The sequence below is a fragment of the Kribbella sindirgiensis genome, assembly GCF_004331435.1.
Lineage (GTDB): Bacteria > Actinomycetota > Actinomycetes > Propionibacteriales > Kribbellaceae > Kribbella > Kribbella sindirgiensis.
Genome location: NZ_SJKA01000006.1, coordinates 156,706 through 180,839, shown reverse-complemented (window position 1 = coordinate 180,839; position 24,134 = coordinate 156,706). Strand labels below are relative to the sequence as shown.

Annotated in this window: 24 protein-coding genes and 1 tRNA gene; 6 read left to right on the top strand and 19 right to left on the bottom strand. The window is 65.7% G+C overall.

The annotated features are described in order from the left end of the window. Positions 1 to 70 precede the first annotated feature (70 nt). The 4 genes from tenA to E0H50_RS18615 all read left to right on the top strand — a co-directional run bounded on the left by tenA (position 71) and on the right by E0H50_RS18615 (position 3,446). Positions 71 to 733: a thiaminase II gene (tenA, locus tag E0H50_RS18630; RefSeq protein WP_131289973.1), complete on the top strand. Its 663-nt coding sequence runs from the start codon at positions 71 to 73 to the stop codon at positions 731 to 733. Further along, positions 730 to 2,277 (top strand): phytoene desaturase family protein, encoded by a 1,548-nt coding sequence (locus E0H50_RS18625; protein ID WP_131289970.1) that lies wholly within the window; start codon positions 730 to 732, stop codon positions 2,275 to 2,277. Before tenA ends, E0H50_RS18625 begins: the two co-directional genes overlap by 4 nt. A 60-nt stretch (positions 2,278 to 2,337) precedes the next feature. Then, positions 2,338 to 2,410 (top strand) — tRNA-Lys (locus E0H50_RS18620). 265 nt (positions 2,411 to 2,675) lie between these two features. Beyond that, positions 2,676 to 3,446: a tyrosine-type recombinase/integrase gene (locus E0H50_RS18615; protein WP_131289967.1), complete on the top strand. Its 771-nt coding sequence runs from the start codon at positions 2,676 to 2,678 to the stop codon at positions 3,444 to 3,446. On the opposite strand, the gene E0H50_RS18610 is transcribed toward E0H50_RS18615, so the two are convergent. The 11 genes from E0H50_RS18610 to E0H50_RS18560 form a co-directional block, all read right to left on the bottom strand. Continuing rightward, entirely contained in the window at positions 3,340 to 3,786 is a 447-nt protein-coding gene (locus tag E0H50_RS18610; RefSeq protein WP_238151054.1) for an SIS domain-containing protein, read from the bottom strand. The two genes, E0H50_RS18615 and E0H50_RS18610, sit on opposite strands and share 107 nt — an antisense overlap. 153 nt (positions 3,787 to 3,939) lie before the next feature. Then, on the bottom strand, positions 3,940 to 4,734 hold the full coding sequence (locus tag E0H50_RS18605; RefSeq protein WP_165547201.1) for an SDR family NAD(P)-dependent oxidoreductase: 795 nt from the start codon (positions 4,732 to 4,734) through the stop codon (positions 3,940 to 3,942). Then, positions 4,731 to 5,450: an N-acetylmannosamine-6-phosphate 2-epimerase gene (locus E0H50_RS18600; protein ID WP_131289962.1), complete on the bottom strand. Its 720-nt coding sequence runs from the start codon at positions 5,448 to 5,450 to the stop codon at positions 4,731 to 4,733. The genes E0H50_RS18605 and E0H50_RS18600 overlap by 4 nt, the downstream gene beginning before the upstream one ends. Beyond that, entirely contained in the window at positions 5,447 to 6,340 is an 894-nt protein-coding gene (locus E0H50_RS18595; protein WP_131289959.1) for an ROK family protein, read from the bottom strand. Before E0H50_RS18595 ends, E0H50_RS18600 begins: the two co-directional genes overlap by 4 nt. Positions 6,341 to 6,368: 28 nt before the next feature. Continuing rightward, positions 6,369 to 7,193 (bottom strand): carbohydrate ABC transporter permease, encoded by an 825-nt coding sequence (locus E0H50_RS18590; RefSeq protein ID WP_131289956.1) that lies wholly within the window; start codon positions 7,191 to 7,193, stop codon positions 6,369 to 6,371. Continuing rightward, a complete protein-coding gene (locus E0H50_RS18585) occupies positions 7,190 to 8,041 on the bottom strand; it encodes a carbohydrate ABC transporter permease (RefSeq protein ID WP_165547200.1) in 852 nt (283 codons plus the stop codon). The genes E0H50_RS18590 and E0H50_RS18585 overlap by 4 nt, the downstream gene beginning before the upstream one ends. A 45-nt stretch (positions 8,042 to 8,086) precedes the next feature. Further along, positions 8,087 to 9,430: an extracellular solute-binding protein gene (locus tag E0H50_RS18580; RefSeq protein WP_165547199.1), complete on the bottom strand. Its 1,344-nt coding sequence runs from the start codon at positions 9,428 to 9,430 to the stop codon at positions 8,087 to 8,089. Between the two features lie 35 nt (positions 9,431 to 9,465). Continuing rightward, positions 9,466 to 10,467 carry a Gfo/Idh/MocA family protein gene (locus tag E0H50_RS18575; protein ID WP_131289948.1) on the bottom strand — a complete coding sequence of 334 codons (1,002 nt, stop codon included), beginning with the start codon at positions 10,465 to 10,467 and terminating at the stop codon, positions 9,466 to 9,468. A gap of 37 nt (positions 10,468 to 10,504) precedes the next feature. Further along, the gene (locus tag E0H50_RS18570) at positions 10,505 to 11,329 is read right to left on the bottom strand and encodes a carbohydrate ABC transporter permease (RefSeq protein WP_131289945.1); all 825 of its coding nucleotides are present in this window, start codon (positions 11,327 to 11,329) and stop codon (positions 10,505 to 10,507) included. Continuing rightward, positions 11,326 to 12,225, bottom strand: a complete 900-nt coding sequence (locus tag E0H50_RS18565; RefSeq protein ID WP_131289942.1) for a carbohydrate ABC transporter permease — start codon at positions 12,223 to 12,225, stop codon at positions 11,326 to 11,328. The genes E0H50_RS18570 and E0H50_RS18565 overlap by 4 nt, the downstream gene beginning before the upstream one ends. A 12-nt stretch (positions 12,226 to 12,237) precedes the next feature. Further along, positions 12,238 to 13,569, bottom strand: coding sequence for an ABC transporter substrate-binding protein (locus tag E0H50_RS18560; RefSeq protein ID WP_131289939.1), 1,332 nt, complete (start codon positions 13,567 to 13,569; stop codon positions 12,238 to 12,240). A 51-nt stretch (positions 13,570 to 13,620) separates the two neighbouring features. Here E0H50_RS18560 and E0H50_RS18555 point away from each other — a divergent pair, with 51 nt between their 5' ends. Then, positions 13,621 to 14,400 carry a GntR family transcriptional regulator gene (locus tag E0H50_RS18555; RefSeq protein WP_131289936.1) on the top strand — a complete coding sequence of 260 codons (780 nt, stop codon included), beginning with the start codon at positions 13,621 to 13,623 and terminating at the stop codon, positions 14,398 to 14,400. A 112-nt stretch (positions 14,401 to 14,512) separates the two neighbouring features. Here E0H50_RS18555 and E0H50_RS18550 read toward each other — a convergent pair whose 3' ends face one another. From E0H50_RS18550 to E0H50_RS18525, 6 genes are all read right to left on the bottom strand, one after another. Beyond that, entirely contained in the window at positions 14,513 to 15,292 is a 780-nt protein-coding gene (locus E0H50_RS18550) for a glycerophosphodiester phosphodiesterase (RefSeq protein WP_131289933.1), read from the bottom strand. A 19-nt stretch (positions 15,293 to 15,311) separates the two neighbouring features. After that, on the bottom strand, positions 15,312 to 16,106 hold the full coding sequence (locus tag E0H50_RS18545; RefSeq protein WP_131289931.1) for an inositol monophosphatase family protein: 795 nt from the start codon (positions 16,104 to 16,106) through the stop codon (positions 15,312 to 15,314). A 121-nt stretch (positions 16,107 to 16,227) separates the two neighbouring features. Beyond that, the gene (locus E0H50_RS18540) at positions 16,228 to 17,292 is read right to left on the bottom strand and encodes a LacI family DNA-binding transcriptional regulator (RefSeq protein WP_165547198.1); all 1,065 of its coding nucleotides are present in this window, start codon (positions 17,290 to 17,292) and stop codon (positions 16,228 to 16,230) included. Positions 17,293 to 17,364: 72 nt separating this feature from the next. Beyond that, positions 17,365 to 18,186 carry a carbohydrate ABC transporter permease gene (locus E0H50_RS18535; RefSeq protein WP_131289925.1) on the bottom strand — a complete coding sequence of 274 codons (822 nt, stop codon included), beginning with the start codon at positions 18,184 to 18,186 and terminating at the stop codon, positions 17,365 to 17,367. Next, positions 18,186 to 19,148, bottom strand: coding sequence for a carbohydrate ABC transporter permease (locus E0H50_RS18530; protein ID WP_131289921.1), 963 nt, complete (start codon positions 19,146 to 19,148; stop codon positions 18,186 to 18,188). Before E0H50_RS18530 ends, E0H50_RS18535 begins: the two co-directional genes overlap by 1 nt. After that, positions 19,145 to 20,395: an ABC transporter substrate-binding protein gene (locus E0H50_RS18525; RefSeq protein WP_165547197.1), complete on the bottom strand. Its 1,251-nt coding sequence runs from the start codon at positions 20,393 to 20,395 to the stop codon at positions 19,145 to 19,147. The genes E0H50_RS18530 and E0H50_RS18525 overlap by 4 nt, the downstream gene beginning before the upstream one ends. A 272-nt stretch (positions 20,396 to 20,667) precedes the next feature. On the opposite strand from E0H50_RS18525, the gene E0H50_RS18520 reads away from it, so the two are divergent. Beyond that, the gene (locus E0H50_RS18520; RefSeq protein WP_131289915.1) at positions 20,668 to 21,375 is read left to right on the top strand and encodes an MgtC/SapB family protein; all 708 of its coding nucleotides are present in this window, start codon (positions 20,668 to 20,670) and stop codon (positions 21,373 to 21,375) included. A 74-nt stretch (positions 21,376 to 21,449) separates the two neighbouring features. On the opposite strand, the gene E0H50_RS18515 is transcribed toward E0H50_RS18520, so the two are convergent. Together E0H50_RS18515 and E0H50_RS18510 are read right to left on the bottom strand one after the other, a co-directional pair. After that, on the bottom strand, positions 21,450 to 22,631 hold the full coding sequence (locus E0H50_RS18515) for an NAD(P)/FAD-dependent oxidoreductase (protein ID WP_131289912.1): 1,182 nt from the start codon (positions 22,629 to 22,631) through the stop codon (positions 21,450 to 21,452). 11 nt (positions 22,632 to 22,642) lie between these two features. After that, positions 22,643 to 24,127 (bottom strand): tripartite tricarboxylate transporter permease, encoded by a 1,485-nt coding sequence (locus tag E0H50_RS18510; protein ID WP_131289909.1) that lies wholly within the window; start codon positions 24,125 to 24,127, stop codon positions 22,643 to 22,645. Positions 24,128 to 24,134: the final 7 nt, after the last annotated feature.

The window sequence follows — 24,134 nt, the reverse complement described above, 5'->3', positions numbered from 1 at the left end:
TGACCTGCGTCTCGGTGATCGCTGCGCGCCCTCTGGATAAGGTCGGTGCAGTCGACGGCGAGGAGTGGGGATGACGTTTTCCAGCGAGCTGTGGGACCGCGGGGCCGCCTCCGTGTACGACGAGATCGTCCGGCACCCGTTCATCACCGGACTCACCGACGGCACCCTCGACCACGACGCGTTCCGGTACTTCATCGTCCAGGACAGCCACTACCTGCGCGCGTACTCACGGGCACTCAGCCTGGTCGCCGGCCGCGCGCTCGACGAAGACGCGGTCAGCATGTTCGCGCTGCACGCCGCCAACGCGATCGCGGTCGAGCGGGAGCTGCACACGTCGCTTCTGGCGTCACTGGGGCTCACGGCGGAGGACGTGGACGCAGCCGGGTCCGGCCCGACCACCACGGCGTACATGTCCTATCTGACCGCTGTGTGCGCCACCGGCACCTACGCGGAGGCAGTTGCCGCAGTACTGCCCTGCTACTGGATCTACCGGGACGTGGGGCGCGAGCTGCTCAAGCGGTCGTCACCGGACCCGGCGTACCGGAAGTGGATCGAGACGTACGGCTCCGAGGAGTTCGACGCCGTCGTCGAGTCGGTGCTCGCCGTCACGGACGGGCTGGACGTGGGCGCCGCGGAGCGGGAACGTTGTCACCAGCACTTCGCTATGACGTGCCGCTACGAATGGATGTTCTGGGACGCCGCGTACCGCAAGCTGGATTGGCCGGTGGGATGAAGGACTTCTACGACGTCGTCATAGTCGGCGGTGGGCACAACGGCCTCGTCGCTGCCGCATACCTTGCCCAGTCCGGGCTCTCCACACTCATCCTCGAACAGCAGTCCCACACCGGCGGCGCAGCGGTCAGTGAGCGGGTGTTCCCGGGTGTAGACGCCCGGCTGTCGCGCTACTCGTACCTGGTCAGTCTGCTGCCCGACAAGATCGCCGCAGACCTCGGCCTCAACCTAGAGCTCCGGTCTCGCGCAGTAGCGTCGTACACCCCGGTACGGCGTTCTGGACGCGACGTCGGCCTGATGGTCGAGCGGCCGGAAGGCACCGTCACCAGGGACTCGTTCCGCGCGCTCACCGGAAGCGACGCGGAGTACGAGGCGTGGACCGACTTCTACGGCGCTGTCGGCTTACTGGCCGAGGCTGTCGCGCCCACACTGCTGGAGCCGCTCCAGACCGCGGCTGACCTCCGCTCCCGCGTGGACGGCGCGCTCTGGAACGAACTGGTCGAGCGGCCACTCGGTGAGACCATCGAGCGCCGCTTCGCCGACGACACCGTCCGTGGCGTCGTGGCGACGGACGGCGTCATCGGGACGTTCGCCGGGCTCCACGACGAGTCGCTGATCCAGAACAGGTGCTTCCTGTACCACCTGATCGGCAACGGCACCGGTGAGTGGCGGGTGCCTGTCGGCGGCATGGGCGCGGTCACCGACGCACTGGCCGCCGCTGCACGGCGTGCTGGCGCCGCACTGGTCACCAACGCCGCAGTCACCGCGGTCGAAGCAGACGGGACCCATGGATCGGTCACCTGGCTCGGCGGCGACGGTGAGCGATCCGTCGACTGCTCCTGGGTGCTGTCGAACGTTGCACCGTCGACGCTGGCTGCGCTGCGTGGTCAGACTGGCGTCGCGAAGCCGGAGGGGTCGCAGCTGAAGATCAACCTGCTGCTGCGTCACCTACCGGCGTTGAAGTCCGGTGACGACCCGGCGCGGGCGTTCGCCGGCACGTTCCACATCGACGAGGACTACAGCCAGCTCGAGGCGGCGTACCGATCCGCCGCGGGCGGCGAGCTCCCCGCCGTACCGCCCTCCGAGGTGTACTGCCACTCGCTGACCGACCCGTCGATCCTCTCCCCCGAGCTGATTGCCTCCGGCCACCACACCCTGACCGTCTTCGGCGTGCACTTCCCCGCCCGTTTATTTGCCTCCGACAACGACTCGGCCCGCGCTCTCGCCACCCGCCGCGTCCTGGCCGGCCTGGAGTCCTACCTGGCCGAACCGCTCGAGGACTGCATCGCCCGGGACGCCGACGGCAACCTGTGCATCGAGGCCAAGACGCCGTACGACATCGAGGAATCCGTCGGCATGCCCGGCGGCCACATCTTCCACGGCGACCTCCAATGGCCCTGGGCCACCGACCCCTCCGACGCCGGCCGCTGGGGCACCGAAACCGACGTCGCCAACCTCCTGATCTGCGGCTCCGGCGCCCGCCGCGGCGGCGCCGTCTCCGGCCTCGGCGGCCACAACGCCGCCATGACCATCCTCACCCGATAACCGATTTCGCAACTCCGGACTCCCCCTGCTACGATCCTCTTCGTTCGAAAGCAACACCAAGCGCCGCTAGCTCAATTGGCAGAGCAGCTGACTCTTAATCAGCGGGTTCGGGGTTCGAGTCCCTGGCGGCGCACAAAAGCCCAGGTCACGCAAGTGCCCTGGGTTTCTTCATGTCCGCCGCGCACCACTTACGCACCACTTTCCCGGATCGCCGCACCGAGCTGATCAGCCGGCGCTCACCACTTCGCCTCCCTCAGAGGGTCGAGCCGGCCAGCGCGGCCTCCATGTGATCGTGACTGTGCGTCACATCACATCGGTTCGCATCGTTGCCGACTTCTCTGATTCTCGGTGCCGACAAACGTTGAGCATCCAGCCGTCGTACCGGTTGGAGGACTGACATGGCGAGAGCACCACTGCCCATCGGAACCTGGGGCGCGATCTCGACCTGGGTCGTGCAGACAGACGCCAAGGGCAAGCCGATCAAGCACAAGTCACAGGCCAGGTTCCGCGATCACGACGGACACCTGCGCCCAGTCTCTGCGTATGGCAAGACCAAGACCGCAGCAGAGCGTGCCCTCCTCACCAAACTCCAGGACCGCGCCAAGACCAACCAGTCCGGCGAGCTCACCGCGATGCACAAGATCAACCATCTCCTCGACCTCTGGGAGAAAAGATTCGAAGGCCTGATCGCCGACGGGACACGCTCCCGCACCTCCCTGGACACCTACCGCCGCGTCCTCAAGAACCACGTCCGCCCCGCGCTCGGCGAGCTCCGCATCGGCGAAGCCACCACCCCACGCCTCGACACCGTCCTGACCAAGATCAAGGATCGCGCTGGCGCCCCCACCGCCAAGACCTGCCGCGCAGTCATCTCCGGCGCGATGAAACTCGCCGTCCGCTACGGCGCCATCTCCGTCAACCCCGTCCGCGAAGTCGACACCATCGAGGCGAAAACCAAGAACCCACCCCGAGCCCTCACCGCCGAGGAAGTCACCCTCCTCCGCAAGAGCCTCGCCGCCGACGACCGCGCCGTCCAGGCCGACCTGCCCGACCTGGTCACCTTCATGCTCGGCACCGGCGTCCGCATCGGCGAAGCCCTCGCCACCGTCTGGTCCGACGTGGACCTCGAAGCCGGCACCGTCGAAATTGGCTGTTGCCGTCGTTCGTGATGCCGACGATCGCCGCGCCGTTCCGTTTCGCCCACTCGGCCGTGTCGACGATCTCCTGGGTCGCGCCCGACTGGCTGACCGCGACCACCAGCGAGTTCGAGAGGTCCAGGTTCGCGCCGTACAGCGTGGCCACCGACGGAGCGGCCAGCGACGCCTGCCGGCCGGCGTGGATCTCGGTCAGGTAGCGGCCGTAGACCCCCGCGTTGTCGGACCATCCGCGCGCCACGAAGATCACGTTCCGGCGCCCAGCGGCCAGCCGGGTGATGTCGTGCCGCAGCGGCAGAACATGCTCGAAGGTCGCGGCGAGCGCGGCCGGCTGCTCGGCGATCTCGGCCGCCATCCGGGTTTCCTGGGCGGGGACAGACACCACTACGATCACTGGTCCTATCTGATCTTGAAAGCTCGGCAAAGTGCGGCTTGCAGGGGTGAGCATGATCAGTCACCTCCTCCGTCGGCGCGGGGGCTTCGCCACCGTGCGCTCATTCGCGGGGGCCTACCAGATCGACCAGCCGCCGTCGACGCGGAGCTCGGTTCCGGTGATGAATGCGGCGCCCTCGCCGGCAAGGAACTCGACCGCGGGAGCAACCTCGTCCGGCCGGCCGACGCGTCTGAGAGGAGTAGCTCCTGCCAGACGGTCGCGAACGTCTTCTGGCATGGGTATGGCGTCAACCGGGATCATGCCGGGCGTGACGCTGTTGACTGTGATGTTCCAGGGCCCGAGGGCGGTCGCGAGTTCACGGGTCAGCTGCAGCACTGCACCTTTCGCTGCGGAGTAGGCGACCTCGCGGATCGGTCCTCGATCGTCATTGGTTGTCCAGGGGAGTCGCTCGCCGTAGAAGTCGTTGTTCAGCCCGAGTGAGCCGTAGACCGATCCGATGTTGATGATCCTGCCGCCGCCGTGGTTGCGCATGACCGGTGCGACCAGCTGGGAGAGGAAGAAGTAGGCCTCGGCGTGGGTTGTCATGACAGTTCGCCAGTCGTCGACGTTGTAGTCGAGGAGAGGTGCCATCGCCGTGACTCCAGCATTGTTGACGAGTACGTCGACCTGCCCTGTGCTGTCGATCGCGGCCTGTACGACGCTGTCTCGTCCTCCGGGCGAAGTGATGTCTGCAGATACGGGGATGATCGAGCCTGGAGCGTGGTACAGCTCCTGACGTGCTTGGTCGAGGGGTGCAGATCTGCGCCCTGCGATCACGCAGGTATCGCCCGCGGTAACGAGTCTGTCGACGATGGCACGGCCGATACCAGTCCCGCCTCCCGTGACGATGATCGTTCTGGGTGAGGTCAACGCGATCCTTCCGGGTCGGAGCGGCGTGCGCCGTGGGCGAGCTGATCGGCGAAGGTCCGGGCGATGCGGGTGGGGTGGGTGATTGCGGTCCCGACGACAACCGCGTACGCACCGGCGTTGAGACAGGCCAGGGCATCGTCTGGGTTGCGGACGCGGCCCTCGGCGATGACGGGCACGCTGACGTGCGCGACGAGTTCGGCGAGCAGCTCGAGGTCTGGGCCGCGGCTGACCGGACGTGCGCCGGTGTAGCCGGCCAGTGTCGTTCCGACACAGTCGGCGCCGACGGAGATGCTGTAGAGGGCGTCGTCGAGGCTTCCGCAGTCGGCCATCACCAGGGCATCCGCTGCGTGGACGGCGGCGATGGTCGCCGCCAGGGGCTGTCCGTCCGGCCGGTCGCGGCGCGTGCCGTCCACCGCGACGATGTCCGCACCGGCGGTGACACAGTCCAGGGCGTCGGCGACGGTTGGCGTGATGAAGACCCCGTCAGATCCGCGCTTCACCAGTCCGATCAGGCAGACGTCGACTAGTGGGCGGATGGCTTTGAGATCTTCGATGCCCTGGGCCCGGATCCCCTGGGCGCCACCTTCGACAACGGCCTGTGCGACGGCGGCCATGATGGTCGGGGAGCGCATGGGCTCTCCTGGGTAGGCCTGGCACGAGACAACGAGTCGTCCTTTGAGCGACGCGAGTCGCGAGTCGTCGGTACGCGCGATCATGCGCTCATCCTCCTCATGGCATAGTGCGCTGCCCCGCGCAGCGCGGTCTCGGCACCCGCGGCGGAGATCTCGAGCCGTGTGGCCGAGACGGACGGAATCAGCGTCTCCTGGTACGCCGTACGCAGCGCCGACTCCCAGGGCTCCCCCGCTCGCGCGACACTGCCCGCCACAACGACGAGAGCCGGGTCGATGGCGTTGACGAGACCACCGGCCGCGGCGCCGAGCGCCGTGCCTCCTGCCACCAGAGCGGCATGGGCCAACGCGTCTGCTGGGCGATTCGTCAGCTCACGGGTCGTGCTCACGGCGGGATCGCCGCCACGCGAGTGGTACCAAGCGAGGATCCCGTGGCCGCTGGCGACTGCCTCCAGGTGGCCGGTGCGGCCGCACGGACACGGCATTCCAACCGCCTCAGGAGCGACGATGTGGCCGAGGTGTCCGCCGACGTGATGGGAGCCCAGGACTGGCTCACCGGCGAGGACCAGGCTGCCACCGACGCCTGTTCCGGCGATGAGAGCGAGCAGGTTGGCCGCTCCGAACTCGAGCGCTAGCCCGATGCCGAAGGCATTGCCGTCACCGAGCACCCAGGTCGGTAATCCCAGCTTCCCTGAGAGGAGCGTGGCCAGACGCGTGCCGCCCCAGCCGGGAATGCTGTTGGTCGCAGCGAGCACGGTCCCGTTGGCCGTGTCCACCACGCCGGCCGTCGAGATGGCGACGGCGATGTCTTCGCGATCTTGGAGAGACGCGAGCAACGAGCAGGTGGCCTCGACGACGCCGGGGGCTCCCTGGCCAGCGGGGGTGGGGCTTTGGCGCACGTCGGCGGCGAGTGTCCCGTCCTTGGCCACACGGGTAGCGGCGATCTTGGTTCCGCCGATGTCGGCGACAAGGATCATGATGTGCGCCTCGCGCTGTCGGATCCGGTCATCCCTTCACCGCCCCTGCCGAAAGGCCACTGACTAGATACCGCTGAGCGAAGATCGCGAACAAGACCGGCGGCAGGGTGGAGAGGACCGCGGTCGCCGATATATCGCCCCAGCGGATGCCCGTGCTGGTCACGAAGTTCGCGGCGCCGAGCGTGATCGGGGTCGCGTTCGACGACGACAGGACGAGCGCGAACAGATAGTCGTTCCACGAGAAGATGAAGACCAGGACCGCCACGGCGACGAGCGACGGCGCGAGGATCGGCATCAGCACCGAGCCGAGGATGCGGTAGGTGCTCGCGCCGTCGACCTTCGCGGCCTCTTCTACCTCGACGGGCACGTCGCGGAATCCCGCCGACAGCAAGATGATCGCTAGCGGCAGGTTGAGGAACGTGTTCGCGAGGATCAGCCCGGGCACGGTGTCGAGCAGCCCGAGGTTCGACATCAGCAGGAAGTACGGCACGGCGAAGAAGATCGCCGGGAGCAACCGCAGGCCGCTGGAGGCGTTCATGATGAACCGGCCGCCGAACCCCAGCCGGATGGCGGAGTAGGTGCTGGGAATCGCGATCAGCAGCACCAAGGCGACCGCGCCCAGCGCGATCAGCGCGGAGTTGAGGAAGAAGCGTGGGAAGTCGTAGCCGGCGGCGCCGAGCGCATTGGCGTAGTGGCTGGTGGTCGGCGTACCGACGACGGTGGCTCCGCGGGAGATGTCGCCGTCGGACTTGAAGCTGACGAAGAGGGCGTTGAACCAGGGCACGTTGACGACGATCGCGATCAGGCCGACCGCGACCGTTGTGCCCCACAGGCGCCGCTTGCGGCTGTTCATCGGGCCTTCCCGTCCGGGTTGGCGATCCGCCGTACGAACAGCGGGACGAACGGGAGCAGCACGAGCATGACGATGGTCGATGCGGCCGCAGCGAGCCCGAACTGCCCGGACTCGAACGCTGTCTTGTAGATGTAGATGCTCATCGTGGTCGTCTTGGTCCCGGGTCCGCCGGCGGTGAGGACATAGATGACGTCGAAGGTCCGCAACGCGTCGATCAGCCGGAGGAAGAGCGCCGCGAAGATGATCGGCTTCATGATCGGCGCAATGATCGAGCGCAGGATCCGGAGCCGTCCGGCCCCGTCGACCTGCGCCGCTTCGAGCACATCGGTCGGGAAGGACTGGAGACCGGCGTACATGATCAGGAACGCGAACGGCGTCCACTGCAGTATGTCGAGCAGAACCAGCAGTTGCACCACGGTGTTCGGCGCGAACAGCGAGACGTCCAGTCCGACAGTGCGCAGCACGGCCGGGACCAGTCCGATGTCACCGTTCAGCAGCAGCCGGAACATCACCCCGAGCAGGGCCGGCGCGACCATGATCGGCACCAGCAGCATGGTGAAGAAGACCTTCTTTCCGGGAAAGTCGCGGTTCACGAGCAAGGCCAGGCCGAACCCGAGCACCGTCTCGACCACCGTCACCGCCACCGCGAACAGCACGGTGAACTTCGCGGCGGCGAGGAACCCGGGATCGGTCAGGACGGTGCCGAAGTTGTCGAGGCCGGTGAAGAGCGTCTCTGGGTTCTGCAGTGAGAGCCCGTAGAAGCCGGTCTGGATCCCTTGGTAGACGGGATAGGCCACGAAAATCGCAGCGAACAGGATCAGTGGCGAACCCAGCACCCATTTCGGCACGTGGGACCTGGTTGGTGTCCTCAAGATGATTCGTTCCTCCGGGAATCAGCCGAGCAACTTCTGCAGCGACGCGTTCGCCGTCTTCAGTGCGGTGGCGGCATCTTGCTGGCCGACCCAGGCACCGCTCAGGGACTCGGCGATCTTGCTGTACGCCTGGAAGGTGTTCGGGAAGACCGGCACGGAGTAGCCGTACTTGTCGATCGACTCCGAGATCTGCCCGAACGCCGGATTGATCGACATGTTCGCCTTGAGCACGTCGGGCATCGCGGGGATGCCACCCGCCTTGGCGTAGGCGGTCATCGCGTCCGGAGTGGCCAGGTAGTCGAGGAACTTGGTCGCCGCCCCCTTGTTCTCCGAGTACTTGTTGAGTGCGACCGCGAGCGCGTGCACGTGGGTCTTCTGCCCTGGCACCGGCGCGATCGCGATCTTGCCGGCGACCAGCGGCGACTTGGTCTTGTCGTTCAGCTCAGCGAAGCCGGCCGACCACTGCAGCGCGAAGGCGGTCTTACCTGCCTTGAGTGCGGCCTGGGTCTCGGGGAACTCAGCCTGCGAGCTGTCCTTGGACGTCCAGCCGTTCTTGTAGATCGTGCTGTAGACGCCGACCGCCTTGACTGCCGCCGGGCTGTCCAGGTTTGCCTTTCCCTCGGGCGTGGTCCAGGAGCCGCCCTGTCCCCAGAGCACGTCGTCCCAGATCATCGTGTTGTAGAGCAGGTTCTTGGCCTGCAGGATCGTGCCGTACTGCGTCGGCGACGATGGATTCGCGGACTTGCTGAACCAGGCCGCCATCGCGATGTAGTCGTTCCAGTCCCACTCCGCCGCGGGCTTCGGGTCGCGCTTCTCGCCGATCGCCTTCGAGGCCACCGCCGCGTACGCCGGCCACTGGCTTTTCGCCGCGAGCAGGGCGTCGAGGAGGTCCTTGCGGTAGAGCAGGAAGTGGTTGGACACGTCGAGCGGCAGAGCGTACTGCTTGTCTTGGTACTTCAGCCCGTTGACCGCCACCGGGAAGTAGTTGCTCGCGTCGACCGAGGTGAGCGGGTCGAGTGAGTTCGCGTACTGGCCGACGTTGTAGCTGGCAACGAAGTAGATGTCCTGCTGACTCGACTTCGCCGCCATCAGTGTTGCCTCCTTGGAGAAGGTGTCCTGACGCGACAACAGGGTCATCTCGACCTTGATCTTGTCCTTCGCGCCCTGGCCGGCGTTGTACGCCTCGACCACCTTGCCCATGGCCTCACCCTCGGGGCCGGGCCACAGCACCATCTTCACGGTCCCGCTCCCGCTCCCCTGGTCGCCACCGGCACCGGTGGTCTTCGACCCGGTGCTCGGTGCGCAGCTAACCAGTGCCAGACCTGCGGCGAGGGCGACGACCAACCTTGCTGCTTTCACACTCATGCTCGGCTCCAACCGACGTAGACCACTGTTACTTGTCATTGACACTGGCGAACTGGGATGAGCCGCCCGCTGCGGATTGATTCCTCGATCGCGTCGACCACCATCACGGCCTGCGCCGCCTCGCGCATCGTGATCGGCAATGGTCCACCGTCCAGACAGCACTGGACGAAGGAGGCGAGCTCCTCCCGCAAGGCACCTTGGGCTCGGCCGTACATCGGGGCTCCCGCCGGCATCGGCAAGGCGAAGTGATCGGAGGTGACGTGAATACCGCTGTCGTACGAGTCGATGGACAGTTCTCCCGAGGTACCGACCAGCCTGAACCGAGCGTCGAGGTCGGTCGGGTTGTTCTCCGGCAGCGCCCAGGCCGCCTCCAGCTGGATCAGTGCACCGGACTCGAGGCCAAGTGTGGCCATGATTGCCGCCGCCTGCCGGCCGGAGGCGTCGCGGATCCGTGTCTCGCGTGCCTGGACGTCGACCACGTTGGCCGACGCGATCCACTGCAGCGCGTCGATGTCGTGGATTCCGAGGAAGTAGCCAACGCTGACCCGGCCTGCCGCACGGGCGGCCACGGATACCTTGTTGTTCCGCCTCAGATACCCGTGGACGATCTGTCCGAGTTCGCTGCCGGACACTACCTGGCGGGCGTGGTGGTAGCGGGGCTCGAAGCGCAGCGTGTGCCCCGGCATCGCCACCACGCGCGAGCTTTCGGCGATCGCCACGAGCTTCTCGGCTTGATCGGGTACGGCGGCGATCGGCTTCTCGAGCAGCAGATGCCGGCCAGCCTCGATGATCTTCTTCGCGTCATCGAAATGGACGTGGTCGGGCGTACAGAGACTGATCGCCTCGATGCTGTCGTCGGCGAGGACTTCGTCGAGCGACGACTTGAGCTTGGCGTCGGGCCAGCGGCTGACGTCCTCGGATGCCGCCGCGGGGTCGACGACGGCGGTGAGGGTGACATCACGCAGTGTGCTGTAGATGTCGCAGTGTTCGCGGCCGATCGCGCCGAGTCCGATGACGGCCACATTGAGGCTGCTCATGGTCTGTAGTGCTCCTGGGTAGTGGTGGTGCGGGCGATCACTTGACGCCGCCGAAGGTCAGGCCGCGGGCCATGTACTTACGAGTGAGCAGGGCGAACACCACGATCGGCAAGGTGCCAATGACACCCGCGGCAGTGAGGTTCGACCAGTTGGTCCCGACGAAGCTGAGGAACCCGGAGACCCGCACCGGGACCGTCTGCGTCGCCCCGTTCGTCAAGATGAGCGCGTACAGGAACTCGTTCCAGGACTGGATCAGCGCCAGGACCAGCGTTGCGAACATCGGCCCGACGAGGTTCGGGATCACACAGCGGCCGAGGATCCGCCACTCCCCGATCCCGTCGACCAGCCCGGCCTCGCGGATCTCCCGCGGGAAACCGACCAGGAACGAGCGGAAGATCAGGAAGGCGAGCAGTACGGCGTAGAACGCGTGGATCAGCGTGATACCGGCGATGGTCTGGGACAGCTGCGCCGCGTAAAGCGTCCGGAACATCGGAGTCAGCCCGAGGATCGGAGGCAGCGTGGTCAGCAGCAGAATCAGCAGAGTTACCCGCCCGGACGCCTTGGACTCGGTCGGCCACACTTGGGTAACCAGGTAGGCCAGCGGGACGCCACAGATCACGCCCGCCACACTGCTGGCGGTCGCGACCGTAGTGCTGATCAGCATGGCCTGCGACATTCCGCCTTCCTGCCAGGCGTTCAGATAGTTGCCCCACTGGGGCGTGAAGACCCAGACGGGGGTCGGACTGAAGGCCTGGACGTCCGACTTCAGCGACGTGCTGACCAACCACAGAATCGGGGCAAGGCACCAGGCCAAGAACAGGTAGACAAGCAGAGGGCGCACGGCCCCATGTAGGAATCTCATCGCCGTCCTCCTCGAGCCGGCCCCGGCCTGCCTCCGGTCATCAGCCGCCGGGCGAACGGGAAGATCAAGACGACGAGCGCGATCGACGTGACCAAGCCGAGAGCTGATGAGTAGCCGATGTCGAAGGTCTCGAACCCGACCCGGTAGACGTAGTTGCTGATTGCAAGTGTCGATGTGCCTGGGCCGCCCTTGGTCATTGTCTGCGTTAGCGCGAAGGTCTTGACCGCATCGATCGTGCGGAGCAGGACGACGATCGACAGCACGGGTCCCAGCAGTGGAAGTGTCACGTTCCGGAGCAGCTTCCAGCCGGTGGCACCGTCGAGCTGGGCGGCCTCGAACGGCTCAGCGGGCAGTGATTCGAGGCCGGCCAGGACGATGATCACGACGTACGGGGTGTTCTGCCAGACGTCGACCAGGATGACAGCCGCCAATGCGGTGGACGGATCAGCCAGGAACGCGTGATCGGATCCGAGACCGAGCAGGCCGAGCAGATAGTTCGCGGTGCCCGCGGTCGGATCCATCAGCAGGCGCCAGGTCAGGCCGGCGACCACCGGGGTGAGCACCATCGGAATGAGAACCAACGACCTGACGATGCCCTTGCCCCAGAAGTGTCTCCACATCAGCAGCGCCACACCGACACCGAGAATCGTCTCGCAGGCCACCGCGGCGACGACGTAGATCACCGTGACCTTGATCGAGGCTCGCAACGTCGCGTCGCTGATGGCGTGCTTGAAGTTCTCCAGGCCGACGAACAACTGGCTGGAGCCGGGCTCCAGCAGGTTCTCACCGTGCAGGGCGATCCACAGACCGCCAAGTGTGACGATGAGGACGAAGGGAAGGAGCAGCAGTGCGGCCGGCACGGCCAGCGACAGCCGCTGCAGTCGACGGACTAGCAAGGAATGCGCTCCCTAGCCGGCTTCGACGCCGTCGAGGTTCTTCGCCGCGGCATCGAGCGCGGCCTTGGCATCCGACTGGCCGGACAACACCGACGACAAGGCCTGGCCGGTCTCGACGATGATCTTGTTGCTGTCCTTCCCGCTCGGCAGGTAGTTCACGTTCCCGGTCGACACCTGGTCGAGCACCGCCTTCTGGAACTTCCCGTACCGCGCGGCGTAAGCCTGGCCCTTGAGCACCTTGTCCAGCGTCACACCGACAGACTCGACGGTCTTGACGGCGTTCGACTGCACCGCCTCGCCCGTGGCCCACGACAGGAACTTGTAAGTCGCGTCAGGGTTCTTGCTGAACTTGGACAGGTAGAGCGCGTGCACGTTCAGCGAGTTGTCGGTGTTATCAGCCGGCGACGGCGTCGTGCCCGCCGCATAGGGAACCGGCGCGTACCCGACCTTGCCGGCCACCGTCGAGCTCTTCGGATCCTCGTTGAACGGACCGTTCGCGGTGGCGTCGATCGTCATCGCGGCCTTGCCTTGGGTGAACGCGATCCGGTTCTGCTCCCAGTCGAAGTTGGCCGCGCCCTTCGGGCCGTAGTTCCGCAGCAGGTCGGCCCAGTACTGCGTGGCCTTGATCGCCTCCGGCGAGTTGATCGCGATCTTGCCCGATCCGTCGAAGAAGTTGCCGCCGAACGAACGCAGCAGGCCGGCCCACGGATACACACTCTGGATCCCGGGAGCACCACGCATCGTGATCCCGGCGACCTGTCCGCTCGTCGCCTCCGAGATCTTCTTCGCTGCCGCCTCGAGCTGATCGGTCGTCTGGGGCACCTGTGTGATGCCGTACTTCTGGAACAGGTCCTTGCGGTACATCAGGAACGTGCTCTCGCCGTACACCGGAAGCCCGAACACGGCTCCTTCCGACGTCGTCATGGGCTTGATGTACGGCTGGTAGAAGCCGTCGAACGACCCGTACTGCGTGTCCTTCGCGGCGAGCGGTTTCAGGTCGACGACATAGCCCGAGGCGAAGTACCCGCTGCCGAAGACGTTGTCGGTGAAGACCGCGTCGTAGTACGGCGATCGCTGGGTGAAGTTCTGCAGGATCTTGGCCGACATGTCGCTGTACGGCACCGTCTCGATCGTCACCTTGATCCCGGACTCCTTCTCGAACTCCGGCAGCATCGACTTGATGTTGTCGGTGTAGGAGATGTCCTCCATCAGAACCCGGACCTGCTTTCCCCCGCCATCGGCACCGGAAGCGCCGGTGCCGCCTGAGCAGCCGGCGGCTGCCAGCACCGCCACGCCGGCCACCGCCGCGAGAACATCGCGCCGTCCGACCCTTCTCGTACCCATGACGACCTCCGTACGTGATTCCCTAGTGTTTTCGGATTACCCTAGGGTTGCTTGACCGTAGCAGAGCCACCTGGCGACTGCCAAGGCGTCGTGGAGACTGATTGCATTAGGGTTGAGCGCTGGCTGCCGAATGAGGGGACACCGCCCATGCACAAGTACGAGGAGATCCTGCAGGACCTCTCCGGACGCATCGCGACGCTCGAATCAGGGGCACGAATCCCGACCGAGAAGGAACTCGCCGCCGAATTCGGTGCGTCGACCATGACGGTGCGGCGGGCACTGCAGATCTTGATCCAGAACGGCCAGCTGCGGGGCATACCCGGACGCGGCACGTTCGTCGCCCATCCCCGGGTCACCAAGATGATCGCCAGCGCCGCATCGTTCACCGACGCCATGCGTTCGTCCGGCCGCCGGCCCAGCAGCCAGCTCGTCGAAGCCACCGTTCGGCGCTCGACAGCAGAAGAGGCCCAGTGGGTCGATACGCCGCCGGGTGCGCAGGTGTACTCGATCAAGCGCGTCCGCCTGGGAGACGGCGTTCCGCTGGGTTTCGAAGTCGCCACACTCAACGCGCGGTTGTTTCCAGGACTGCTGGCAACGAACCTCGAGCAGTCGCTCTACGACACGATCGCCACCCAGTACGGCGTCACCATCGTGCGCAAGAGCATCGTGGTCTCGACCCGCTGCCCACGTCCGGACGAAGCAGCACACCTGCACATCGAACAGACGCTGCCCTGCCTGCAGACGATCGTGACCTCCGAAACAGGCGACGGAACACCGTTCGAACACACCGTCTCGGTCTTCCGCGGCGACCTGTACGAGATCTCTCTCTGACACCTGAGCCAAGCGGCGAGGAGGCCGCCTAGTGCGTCCCGCGCAGCCGGCGTCGGCGGCCTGGACCGACCGTTGTCGTTGGATCCGATCTGGAGACTGCGCGGGTCGGCCACTACATGGCCGGAGCGGCGTCGTACGGACGAGGAAAGCGCGCCGTGAATTCGTCAGACGCGTTGAGCAGGTCGCGGGCGTAGGCGGGTGAGTTCGAGGCAGATGCGTCGACGTCGAGTTCGAGGATTCGGCGGATGTCGGCGGGGCCTTCGATCAGGGAGGCTTCGATGAGGAGTCCGTCTTGGTGGATCTCGTCGACGAGGTCGCGCGTCAGTCCGCGGAACGGCATCAGTACCGTCGATGCGCCGATCCGGTTGACTTCGTCGCGCCAGTTGCTGTCCGTGTTGTCTGGAACGTGCAGCCCGACTCCTCGCGGCAGGTACGGGCTTGCGGCAACGAAGTCGGCGAGGGCGAGGGAACTGAAGCTTGTCACGATGCATCGTGCTTGATCGTGCTCAGGTCGTTTGCTCAACAGCTCGGCGAGGGGCTTCGCCGCGGCCAGCGCTTTGATCTCGACGCGGAGCAGTGCAGTCGTCGAGTCCAGGACCTCGTCCAGCGTGGGGATCCGCTGGTCGTGGCCGAGGTCGACAGTTCGGAGCTGTTCGAGTGTCAGGTCCTTGATAGGCGTCCGCATGTGTGGGGTCGTGGTCGCGGCGGTGCGTTCGACGGTGTGGTCGTGGATGACAGCGAGAGCGCCGTCTCGTGTGAGGTGGACGTCGAGCTCGATCTCGTCGACGCCGACCTGCTCTGCACTTGCGAACGACAGGAGCGTGTTCTCCGGCGCGGCGGCCATGTTCCCGCGATGTCCGGCGAGGACGAAGTTCCGTGATGTGGTGGTCAAGGTGTCTCCTAAGCAGGTGTCAGTGCTGCAGGTGTGGCGTGATCGCGTCTGCGAGCCGAGGATGGGCCGCCAGGAGGAGTGGTGTTCGTGGTGAGTCCTTCCCGCCTCGGACTCGAGCGCCGGCGCGGGTGGCGATGAGTGCGGCGGCTGCGTAGTCCCAGACAGGGAGGTCCCAGAGGAAGAAGGCGTCGAGTCGCCCATCGGCGACACCGCAGATTTCTAGCGATGCCGCGCCGTTGAGCCTGAAGTCGCGGATCTTGGGCGCTAGCCCGGCCATGGTGGCAAGGACTCGGTCGCGTCGGGTGAGGTCATAGGGAAAGCCTGTCGCGACGAGGGCGTTGTCGAGGGTGACCTGGTCATCGACGAGCAGTTCGCGCCCGTTCAGGAGTGCGGGTTGATCGACGGTCGCGGTGTACTCGGCGTTGAGCTCGGGCGCGAACACGCAGCCTGCCAAGGTTCGGCGCCGGCCGTCAGCCTCGCTGACAGTGGCGGCGATGGACACCGCGTAGTACGGCGATCCGTACAGATAGTTCACCGTTCCGTCGATCGGATCGACGACCCAGGTAATTCCGGAGGTTCCGTCCGTCGGGTCGCCCTCCTCGCCGAGAAACCCGTCGTCGGGGCGGGCCGCCGCGAGCTGCTTGCGGATCAGCGACTCGACGGCGGTGTCGGCCTGGGTGACGATGTCCAGCCGATTCGATTTCGTCGACTCGACGCTGATTCCGTCGGCGCGCATCTCGGCGGCGAGTTCACCGGCCTGTTGGGCGCTGTTTCGGGCGATGTTCAGGAGCTGTTGGGTGTCGAGGTTCGTCAAGTCGGCTACCGCTTTCGCAGAGGTTGGTGGTGCGGGGACGGCGGAGCTGAACACGCGGGTGAGCGCTGTCAGGCTGAGATGTGTACTCAGCGCTGGGCGGCACCTGTCGGCGCGCGTCGGGCTAGCGTGCGGGCGCCGGTCCCGTTGTGCGGCTCACGAGCAGTTCACCGGGAACGAACACGCCGCCGCGTTCGACGTCCTGATCCCGGACGAGCTTGTGCACGAGGTCCACTGCCGCGGCCGCCAGGCCCGCGGTCGGAACGCGAAAGGTCGTGAGCCCGACCGCCTCATGATCGAACGGCGGCAGCCCGTCGAACCCCGCGACCGAGAGATCACCGGGCACCGACAGTCCGAGGTGCGCGGCGGCGGCCAGCACATCGAGGGCGGCGAAATCGTTGTTGCACAGCACTGCGGTGACGCCCGCTTCGTGCAGTCCTGAGACCACGTCGACGAAGTTCGTCTCGGGTCCGATGGTGACGATGCGGTTGCGGACGCCTTGGGCTTCGAGGTGGCTGCGCATCCGTTCGATCCGGACCCACTGCGTCGGAGAATGTTCAGGCGCGACGGCGGTCAGAGCCACGGACGTGTGTCCGAGAGCGGCGACGTGCTCGATGAGCACGACCCCGTCGTCGGGGTCTGGGGCAACGAACGGTACGTCGGGATTGGAGGCCTGGCCCATCTGACCGACGAGCACCAGCGGAACGCGTGCTGCGACCCGCCGTATCGTCAGCGGGTCGACCACCGGCGAGGCAACAACGATCCCGGCCGCCCGTAGGCCGGCGAGAACCATCAGCGACTGGTAGTTGGCGTCGTCCGGCTGATCGAACGAGGAGACCGACAGCACCTCGTACCCCCGTACGCCGGCCTCCGCGGCGAACCCTTTCGCGAGATGGCCGTAGAACGGGTACTCAGCGCTGCGCAGAAAGAGACCCAGCGTTGCCGGTGACGGCACCGACAGGCTGCGGGCGATCTGGTTCGGAACGAAGTCGAGCTGCTCGATGGCCCGCTGCACTTTTTCGAGGTTCGCCCGGCTGACTCCCGGCTGCCCCAGCAGCGCCCTGGAAGCCGTCGACTTCGAGACCCCGGCCGCCAGGGCGACGTCCCGGATCGTGCTCGCCTTCTGAGGGTCCCCCTGCGGACCGCCGCTCGGAGACACGCCGTCTGGCGAATCGGCGCTGCTGGGCATGGGACTCATGTTATCGGCCCTCAACCTGGTCAAGAGCTGCGGATGTCATACGGAAGTCCAATCTGTCGTCGATCACTTCAGCCCGCTTCGGGCGACGCTGGCGATGAACCGCTTCTGGAGGACGAGGAAGATGAGGATCATCGGCAACGCGGCGAGCACGCCGGCGGACATCAAGACGTTGTAGTCGGTCGTGTAGGAGCCGCGGAGCAGAGCGATTCCTGGTCCCAGGGTCAGCTTGTCGATCGATCTGTTGACGACGATCGGCCACAGGAGCTCTTTCCACTCCGCCAGGACCGTCAAGATCGCCAGCGTGATCAGTCCGCCGCGGGCGATCGGTACGACGATCGTGGTCATGATCCGCAGGTGTGACGCGCCGTCCATCCGGGCTGCCTCGACCAGCTCCCGAGGGATGCCGCGGAAGAACTGGTACAGCAGGAACACCCCGAACACGTCGAAGATCGACGGCAGGAACAAGGCCACGAGGGTGTCGGTGAGGCCGAACGCGGAGATGATCGCGAAGTTCGGGACGACGAAGATGTCACCGGGGACCATGATCAGGGCGAGGACGGTGACCAGGATGACCCGGGCTCCCGGGACCTTGATGACGGCGAGCGCATATGCGGCGAGGGTGCAGATCACCAGCGTTCCGATCACCCTGCCGATCGAGGCGACGACGGTATTGCCCAAGAGCGTCAGATACGGGATCCGGTTGAACACTCCCCGCGCACCGTCGAGCGTCGCCGGGTCGGGAATCACCTTCGGTGGGACCAACAGGGTCTGGCCCGGGCTCATCAAGGCCGTGGCGACCATCCAGGCGAACGGCACCAGAACCAGAAGCCCGACCACGGCGACCACGGCGTACGTCCATCCGCGGACACGGTATTGGTGCAGCATCAGCCATCCTCCCCGTAGTGAACGAACCGACGTTGGAGCCGGAACAAGACGATCGAGACGGCGAGGATCAACACGAAGAGCAGTAGCGAGACCGCCGAGGCGTACCCGCGGTCCCCGACGTTGAGGAACGCCAGCTGGTAGTAGTAATAGACGGCAGTAAGCCCGAAATTGACCGAGGCGGACTGCTCAGGCGGCAACAACACATATGCGACGTCGAACAACTTCAGTGTGCCGATCGTCGTGGTGAGAACGACGAAGAACAGCGACGGACTGAGAAGGGGCAAGGTCAGCGAGAAGAACCGGCGCACAGACCCCGCACCATCGATGGTCGCCGCCTCGTAGATGTCGGACGAGATCTCCTGCATGCCGGCGTACAGGATGATCGTCGGGACGCTGAAGGACAAGAAGACGACGATCACCGTGATGACGACCGTGACGCCGGCTGAGGACCCGAACCAGCTGACCGATGAGCCACCGGCAGCCTGGATGATGGCGTTGATGAGGCCGTACCGGGTCTGGAACAGCCATCCGAACAGCAAGATGGCCGCAGTGGGGAGACACACCGCGGGCAGGAACACAATCGCTCGGAACGCCGACTGCCCGCGGAACCTGTACTGCATCAAGGTGGCGCACAGCAGCGACACCACGACCACACCAGGGACGACGATCGCGGTGAACTTGAACGTGTTGACCAGAGCGATCCGCAACTGGCTGTCCGAGAACAACCGCTCGTAGTTGTCGAGCCCGGTGAACCTCGCCCTGCCGAAGGCGCCGGCCTTGTTGAACGACAGCCACACGTTGTAACCGAAGCCGTAGAAGCGGAACACGAGGAGTCCGGCGAACAGGGGAAGCAAGAACAGGAAACCGATCCGCGTGTCTCGCCGAGCGAGTTTGCGCCGTACTGCCGGGCGGCGCAAACCGTCCGCAACGCCCTCGGGCCGCCTTAGGGTCAAGTTGGTCATTGCTTCAGAGACCTCGTGAGGATCGCGTCGACCTTGCCCGCCGCCTCCGACGCGGACAGCGTTCCCGCGTAGTACGGCCCTGCCACCGTGCTCTCGATCTCCGGCATGACCGAACGGGTCTTCGGGAACTCGGTGGTGGTGCGCAGGTAGTTGTCCTTGAGCGTCACATCGAAGGACGCCTGCATCCCGTCGATCTTGCTGTTCGCCTTGTAGTACGCCGCTTTGACATCAGCAGACACGTTGGCGGGCATGGAAGCCCCGCCTTCGGCGTGCAGCTTGGCGCCGGCGTCGGAGGTGAGGTACTTGATGAGCTTCCACGCCGCGTCCTTGTCCTTGGAGTTGGCGTTCATGACGTAGGACAGCCCGTTGGTGTCGGTGGCCCGGGACCCGTTGACCGAGGGCTGCGGGACCATGTGGAAGGTGCCGCTCGGAACGTTGGCCTGTGCGAGCAGGGACAGTTCCCAGGAGGGAACCTTCGCCATCGCGATGCTGCCCGAGAGAAGCGACTGCGTCCCCTTGAAGTCCGCCGAGTCCTTGACCGGCGGGATGAGCAACTTGTCCTGCAGGTCCTTGATCATCTCGAACGCCTTGACGCCCTGAGGCGAAGACACAGTGCCCCTGCCGTCCTTCACGACGGTGCCCCCGAGAGCGTGGATCAGGCTGCCCACTCCACGGTTGAAGTCGTAGTTGTAGTACATGGGCACGTCCGCAGACGAGGTCTGCTTCGCCTTGACCTCCCCCGCGATGCGGACCATGTCCTCCCACGTCCAGCCGGTCGTGGGTACGTCGGTCACGCCGAGCTTCTTGAACACCGCGGCGTTGTAGACGACCGACCAGACGTCCTGATCCTTGGGGATGCCGTACTGCTTGCCGTCGAGCTTGTACAGGTTGACGAGCTTGTCCGGGTAGGCGTCCATGGACACCTTGTCCTTCTCGATGTACTGGTCCAACGGCTCCAGGGCACCGCCCTCGACGTACACCGGAGCCCGCGAGCTCTGCCACATCACATCCGGGCCCTGGCCGGCGCCCAGGGAGGCGTCGAGCTTGGTGTAGTACTGATCCTCCGGGACCTGTTCCAGCGAGACCTTGATGGCCGGGTTGGCAGCCTGGAAACCGTCCACCGCCTTCTGCACCCCCGCCTTCTGGGCGGGATCCCAGATCATCAGACTCACGGTCGCTGAGCCGTCACCCGACGAGCCGGTCGAGTCGGACGAGCAGCCGGCGAGCGCTGCGGCAGTCGCTGTCACCGCGGCCAAGACAAGCAGCCCGCACGGGCTTTTGAAACGGCGCATCTTTCATGCCTTCCGACGAGATATGGTTCGAAGCGTTCCAAACTGGGACCGGTCCCGGGATCGATCCCAGTCCGGGACGCTACCACCACCGGAACCGTGCGAGAAGAGGGAGCAATGCGAAATTCATCCTCGCTTCACCCCGTCCACACCGGCCGGGCCGAGCGGCCACTCCGCCGAAGCCCCGCCCTCGACGGCCCTCTGCCCCGGTCCCCTCGGAGGGGCTGACCATGGGGTGGGCCTGGACCACAACAACGACAACCGAGCTTCAACTACTCGGACTGGCGTTCGTACTGTGCGCGATCATCGGACTCGAACGCCTGTACCACCAGAAGGCCGCGGGCCTACGCACTCACACCCTCGTGGGGATGGGCTCCGCGGTCTTCACCCTCGTCTCCGCCTACGGATTCTCAGGCGTGACCGGGTCCGACGTCGTCCTCGACCCATCACGCATCGCCGCGCAGATCGTCTCCGGGATCGGTTTCCTCGGAGCCGGCGTCATCTTCATGCGCCGCGACATCGTCCGCGGCCTGACCACAGCGGCAACGATCTGGGTGTCCGCCGGCGTCGGCATGGCATGCGCCGCCGGGATGCCAGTTGTCGCCACAGCGGTCACCGGCTTGCATCTCGTCACGATCTTCGGACTCGCACCAATCGGGCGCATCCTCCCGACGACAGACCGGCGCCGTACTCTCACGGTCCGATACCACGACGGCGAAGGTGTGCTGCGCACGGTGCTCGCGACGGCCACAGACATGGGGTTCCACACCGCGATCCTGTCAACGTCGCTGGACGAAAGACCTGATGGCGCCCGCGTGGTCACGGCCAATTGCAGGTTCCGCGGCAAAGCACCCCTGCGTGACCTGATGACCGCACTGACGGCCGTACCCCGCGTCGTCGGCATCCAGCCCCAAGACGACGACACCGATGACGACTAGCCACCCAAGCCTCAGTATCCATGCCGCTGCCCGCCTATCGGAGAACGCTCGAGGCTTGGCTGTCGAATCGGTCGTTATTGGTCACCGGGAACTGTGGCGCGAGGAGGTTCTGGTTGTTGGTTGTAGTTGGCGAAGCGACCGGGCCGAAAGGGTGCTAGCTGGTGGACCAAGTTGCCATGAACGATTTCCTGGACTGCGTAGTCGGCCAGCAGGGGTGCGAGCGTGACGCCGCTGTGGGTGGCGATGGTGTAGAGCCAGGTGCCGTCGCCGACGAAGCCGCTGACGGTCTTCCCGTCGGCGGGAATGGATCGTCGGCCGATGTGTAGGCGTTCGATCTCCACCGGGCTGTCCAAGTTGAGGACCTCTTCAACCCTGTCCAGCAGTTCGGCTGCCACCGGTCCGTCGGTGCCGAGGTCGCCGGCCGGATCGGCGACTCTGTCGAGATCGAGCGCGTGCAGGATCATCCCGCCATGAGGCTGTGGCCGGACGTTCAGCCGCGACGTCGTGAGGAGGCGGCCGAGGCGCGGCGGGCGCGGTCTTGTGTAGGCCAGCAGGCCGATCGTCGGCAGGCCCTTCGAGTCTGTCGGAGCCATCGGGACCTCATCGACGCCGGCGGAGGCCAGCACTTTCTGCGTCCAGCGCCCAGCGCAGGCCACCACAACGTCCGCATCCAGCACGGTGCCGTCGGTCAGGTGTACCCGAGCCCCGTCCCGGTGCTCAATGCTTCTCACGTCGGCACCTGCAAGGACCTCAGCGCCCAGGGCACGGGCCGCCTGCAGTGTGGACGAGATCAGCATCTCAGGAACACAGAATCCTTCTTGCGGGTACGACACCACGCGGTCCACACGGCTGTCGAGACGCAAGGCTGGCTCGATCGCCATGGCGGCTCGTGGCTCGAGTACCTGAGCCGGGTAACCCCAGTCGGACATCCGCTCGAGCTTCGCATCGAGATGAGCCGAGTGCGTCGGATCCGTGCTCCATTCGAAGTGGCCAGTGCCCCAGAGCCACTGCCCCAGCGCATTGGCGCCGTCCGCAAGGTCCCGTTGCCAGCGGCCGTGCGCCCGCATGCCCTCGAGGTTGAGTTCGAAGTACTCTCGAGGCTCCTTGCGATTGGCATTGACCCACGCGTAGGACTCCCCTGATGTACCGGCGCCTGGGTACTGCGCTTCGCACACTGTGACCCGAGCACCAGCTCGGCTCAGTGCGTACGCCGTCGCACTTCCGACGACGCCCGCGCCAACGACGATCACCTTCATCAGTTCACCTTTCAGTCTTCGTCTCCGGCCATACCTTTGCGTCGCATGCGCATCCCGAACAGCACGGACAGCGCGGTCAGTGCCGCGAAAGTGATGAAGATCGGCCGCTCCAGGAAGAACGTAGGCGACAGCGCGAACGACTGCTGCGCTGCGACTTCCAGCAAGGGCCCGAGGATCATGCCCATCACCAGTGGAGCCAGTGGAACGCCCCATTCGGTCAGAAGCCAGCCGACGACACCGAACACCACACAGACCCATACGTCGGTGAAACTGTTCTCCGACAGGTAGGCGCCGAGCAGACAGCCGGACGCGACGATTGCCATCAACAGCCCGGTCGGCACTCTGGTCACCTTCGCCCAGAGTCCTACCAGCGGCAGGTTCAGCACCAGGAGAATGACGTTCGCGACGAAGAAGCTTGCGATGATGCTTGCGACGAAATCAGGGTGCTGACCGAACAGCAGCGGCCCTGGGATGATGCCGTAGACAAGCATTGCGGCGAGCACGAGAGCCATCGTCGCCCCCGTGGGGATCCCGAGGCACAGCAGCGGCACGAACCCGGCCATGGCGGCGGCGTTGTTGGCAGCCTCCGGTCCCGCCACGCCTTCGACCGCGCCGGTGCCGAATCGCGAGGAGCCGCGGCGGCGAGCCCGCCGCTGCTCGGAGGCGAAGCTGAGGAACGACGCGATCGTGGGGATCATTCCTGGCAGCAAGCCGAGAAAGAAGCCTGATCCTGTTCCGCGCACGCCGGCGCCCATGCCGGCGGTGAACTCCTGACGGGTGGGACGCAGTGATCCGACAGCCACCTCGTGCTGTCGGATCGGTGGTCTCAGGATGGTGCGCAATACCTCGGCGAGGCCGAACATTCCCATCATGACGGGCACGATGTCGAAGCCCTGCAGCAGATCGGTGGATCCGAACGTCAGTCTGGTCTCGCTCGAGGCGGGAAGGATTCCGACGGCACCGATCAGCATGCCCACGCCGCACGCCGCGACGCTGCGACGCAATGAAGTCGACGTGACGCCGATGATAGTCACGAGACTGAAGATCAGCAGACCCAGCATCTCGGGTGGGCCAAATCGCAGGGCGAACCTCGACAGCGTCGGACCAATCAGCCACACGCCGACTGTTCCGACGATGCCGGCGACGAACGACGTGATCGCGGCCATCGCAAGGGCTGCGCCCGCCCGGCCCCGCTTGGTCATGAGGTTGCCCTCGATCGCGGTGGGGACCGAGGCGGTCTCACCAGGGATGTTCAGCAGGATCGCTGTCGTCGATCCGCCGTACATGCCGCCGTAGTAGATGGCTGCGAGCACGATGATGCCCGTGGCTGGATCCAGATAGGTGGTGAGCGGGAAGAGGACTGCGACGGCGGTTACCGGCCCGAGCCCGGGCAGTACGCCGATGAGTGTTCCGGCCAGACAACCGAGGAGTGCCAGTAGTAGCACTGACGGGCTCAGCACGGTGGCGAAGCCGCCCGCAAGGTCGGTCAGTGACATCGGAGGC

What these genes read in the sequence shown, in the direction of transcription:
- tenA (WP_131289973.1), top strand. Translation starts at nt 71, where the DNA reads ATGACGTTTTCCAGCGAGCTGTGGGACCGCGGGGCCGCCTCCGTGTAC.
- E0H50_RS18625 (WP_131289970.1), top strand. Translation starts at nt 730, where the DNA reads ATGAAGGACTTCTACGACGTCGTCATAGTCGGCGGTGGGCACAACGGC.
- E0H50_RS18615 (WP_131289967.1), top strand. Translation starts at nt 2,676, where the DNA reads ATGGCGAGAGCACCACTGCCCATCGGAACCTGGGGCGCGATCTCGACC.
- E0H50_RS18610 (WP_238151054.1), bottom strand. Translation starts at nt 3,786, where the DNA reads ATGGCGGCCGAGATCGCCGAGCAGCCGGCCGCGCTCGCCGCGACCTTC.
- E0H50_RS18600 (WP_131289962.1), bottom strand. Translation starts at nt 5,450, where the DNA reads ATGATCGCGCGTACCGACGACTCGCGACTCGCGTCGCTCAAAGGACGA.
- E0H50_RS18595 (WP_131289959.1), bottom strand. Translation starts at nt 6,340, where the DNA reads ATGATCCTTGTCGCCGACATCGGCGGAACCAAGATCGCCGCTACCCGT.
- E0H50_RS18590 (WP_131289956.1), bottom strand. Translation starts at nt 7,193, where the DNA reads ATGAACAGCCGCAAGCGGCGCCTGTGGGGCACAACGGTCGCGGTCGGC.
- E0H50_RS18580 (WP_165547199.1), bottom strand. Translation starts at nt 9,430, where the DNA reads ATGAGTGTGAAAGCAGCAAGGTTGGTCGTCGCCCTCGCCGCAGGTCTG.
- E0H50_RS18575 (WP_131289948.1), bottom strand. Translation starts at nt 10,467, where the DNA reads ATGAGCAGCCTCAATGTGGCCGTCATCGGACTCGGCGCGATCGGCCGC.
- E0H50_RS18570 (WP_131289945.1), bottom strand. Translation starts at nt 11,329, where the DNA reads ATGAGATTCCTACATGGGGCCGTGCGCCCTCTGCTTGTCTACCTGTTC.
- E0H50_RS18560 (WP_131289939.1), bottom strand. Translation starts at nt 13,569, where the DNA reads ATGGGTACGAGAAGGGTCGGACGGCGCGATGTTCTCGCGGCGGTGGCC.
- E0H50_RS18540 (WP_165547198.1), bottom strand. Translation starts at nt 17,292, where the DNA reads ATGCCCAGCAGCGCCGATTCGCCAGACGGCGTGTCTCCGAGCGGCGGT.
- E0H50_RS18535 (WP_131289925.1), bottom strand. Translation starts at nt 18,186, where the DNA reads ATGCTGCACCAATACCGTGTCCGCGGATGGACGTACGCCGTGGTCGCC.
- E0H50_RS18530 (WP_131289921.1), bottom strand. Translation starts at nt 19,148, where the DNA reads ATGACCAACTTGACCCTAAGGCGGCCCGAGGGCGTTGCGGACGGTTTG.
- E0H50_RS18520 (WP_131289915.1), top strand. Translation starts at nt 20,668, where the DNA reads ATGGGGTGGGCCTGGACCACAACAACGACAACCGAGCTTCAACTACTC.
- E0H50_RS18515 (WP_131289912.1), bottom strand. Translation starts at nt 22,631, where the DNA reads ATGAAGGTGATCGTCGTTGGCGCGGGCGTCGTCGGAAGTGCGACGGCG.
- E0H50_RS18510 (WP_131289909.1), bottom strand. Translation starts at nt 24,127, where the DNA reads ATGTCACTGACCGACCTTGCGGGCGGCTTCGCCACCGTGCTGAGCCCG.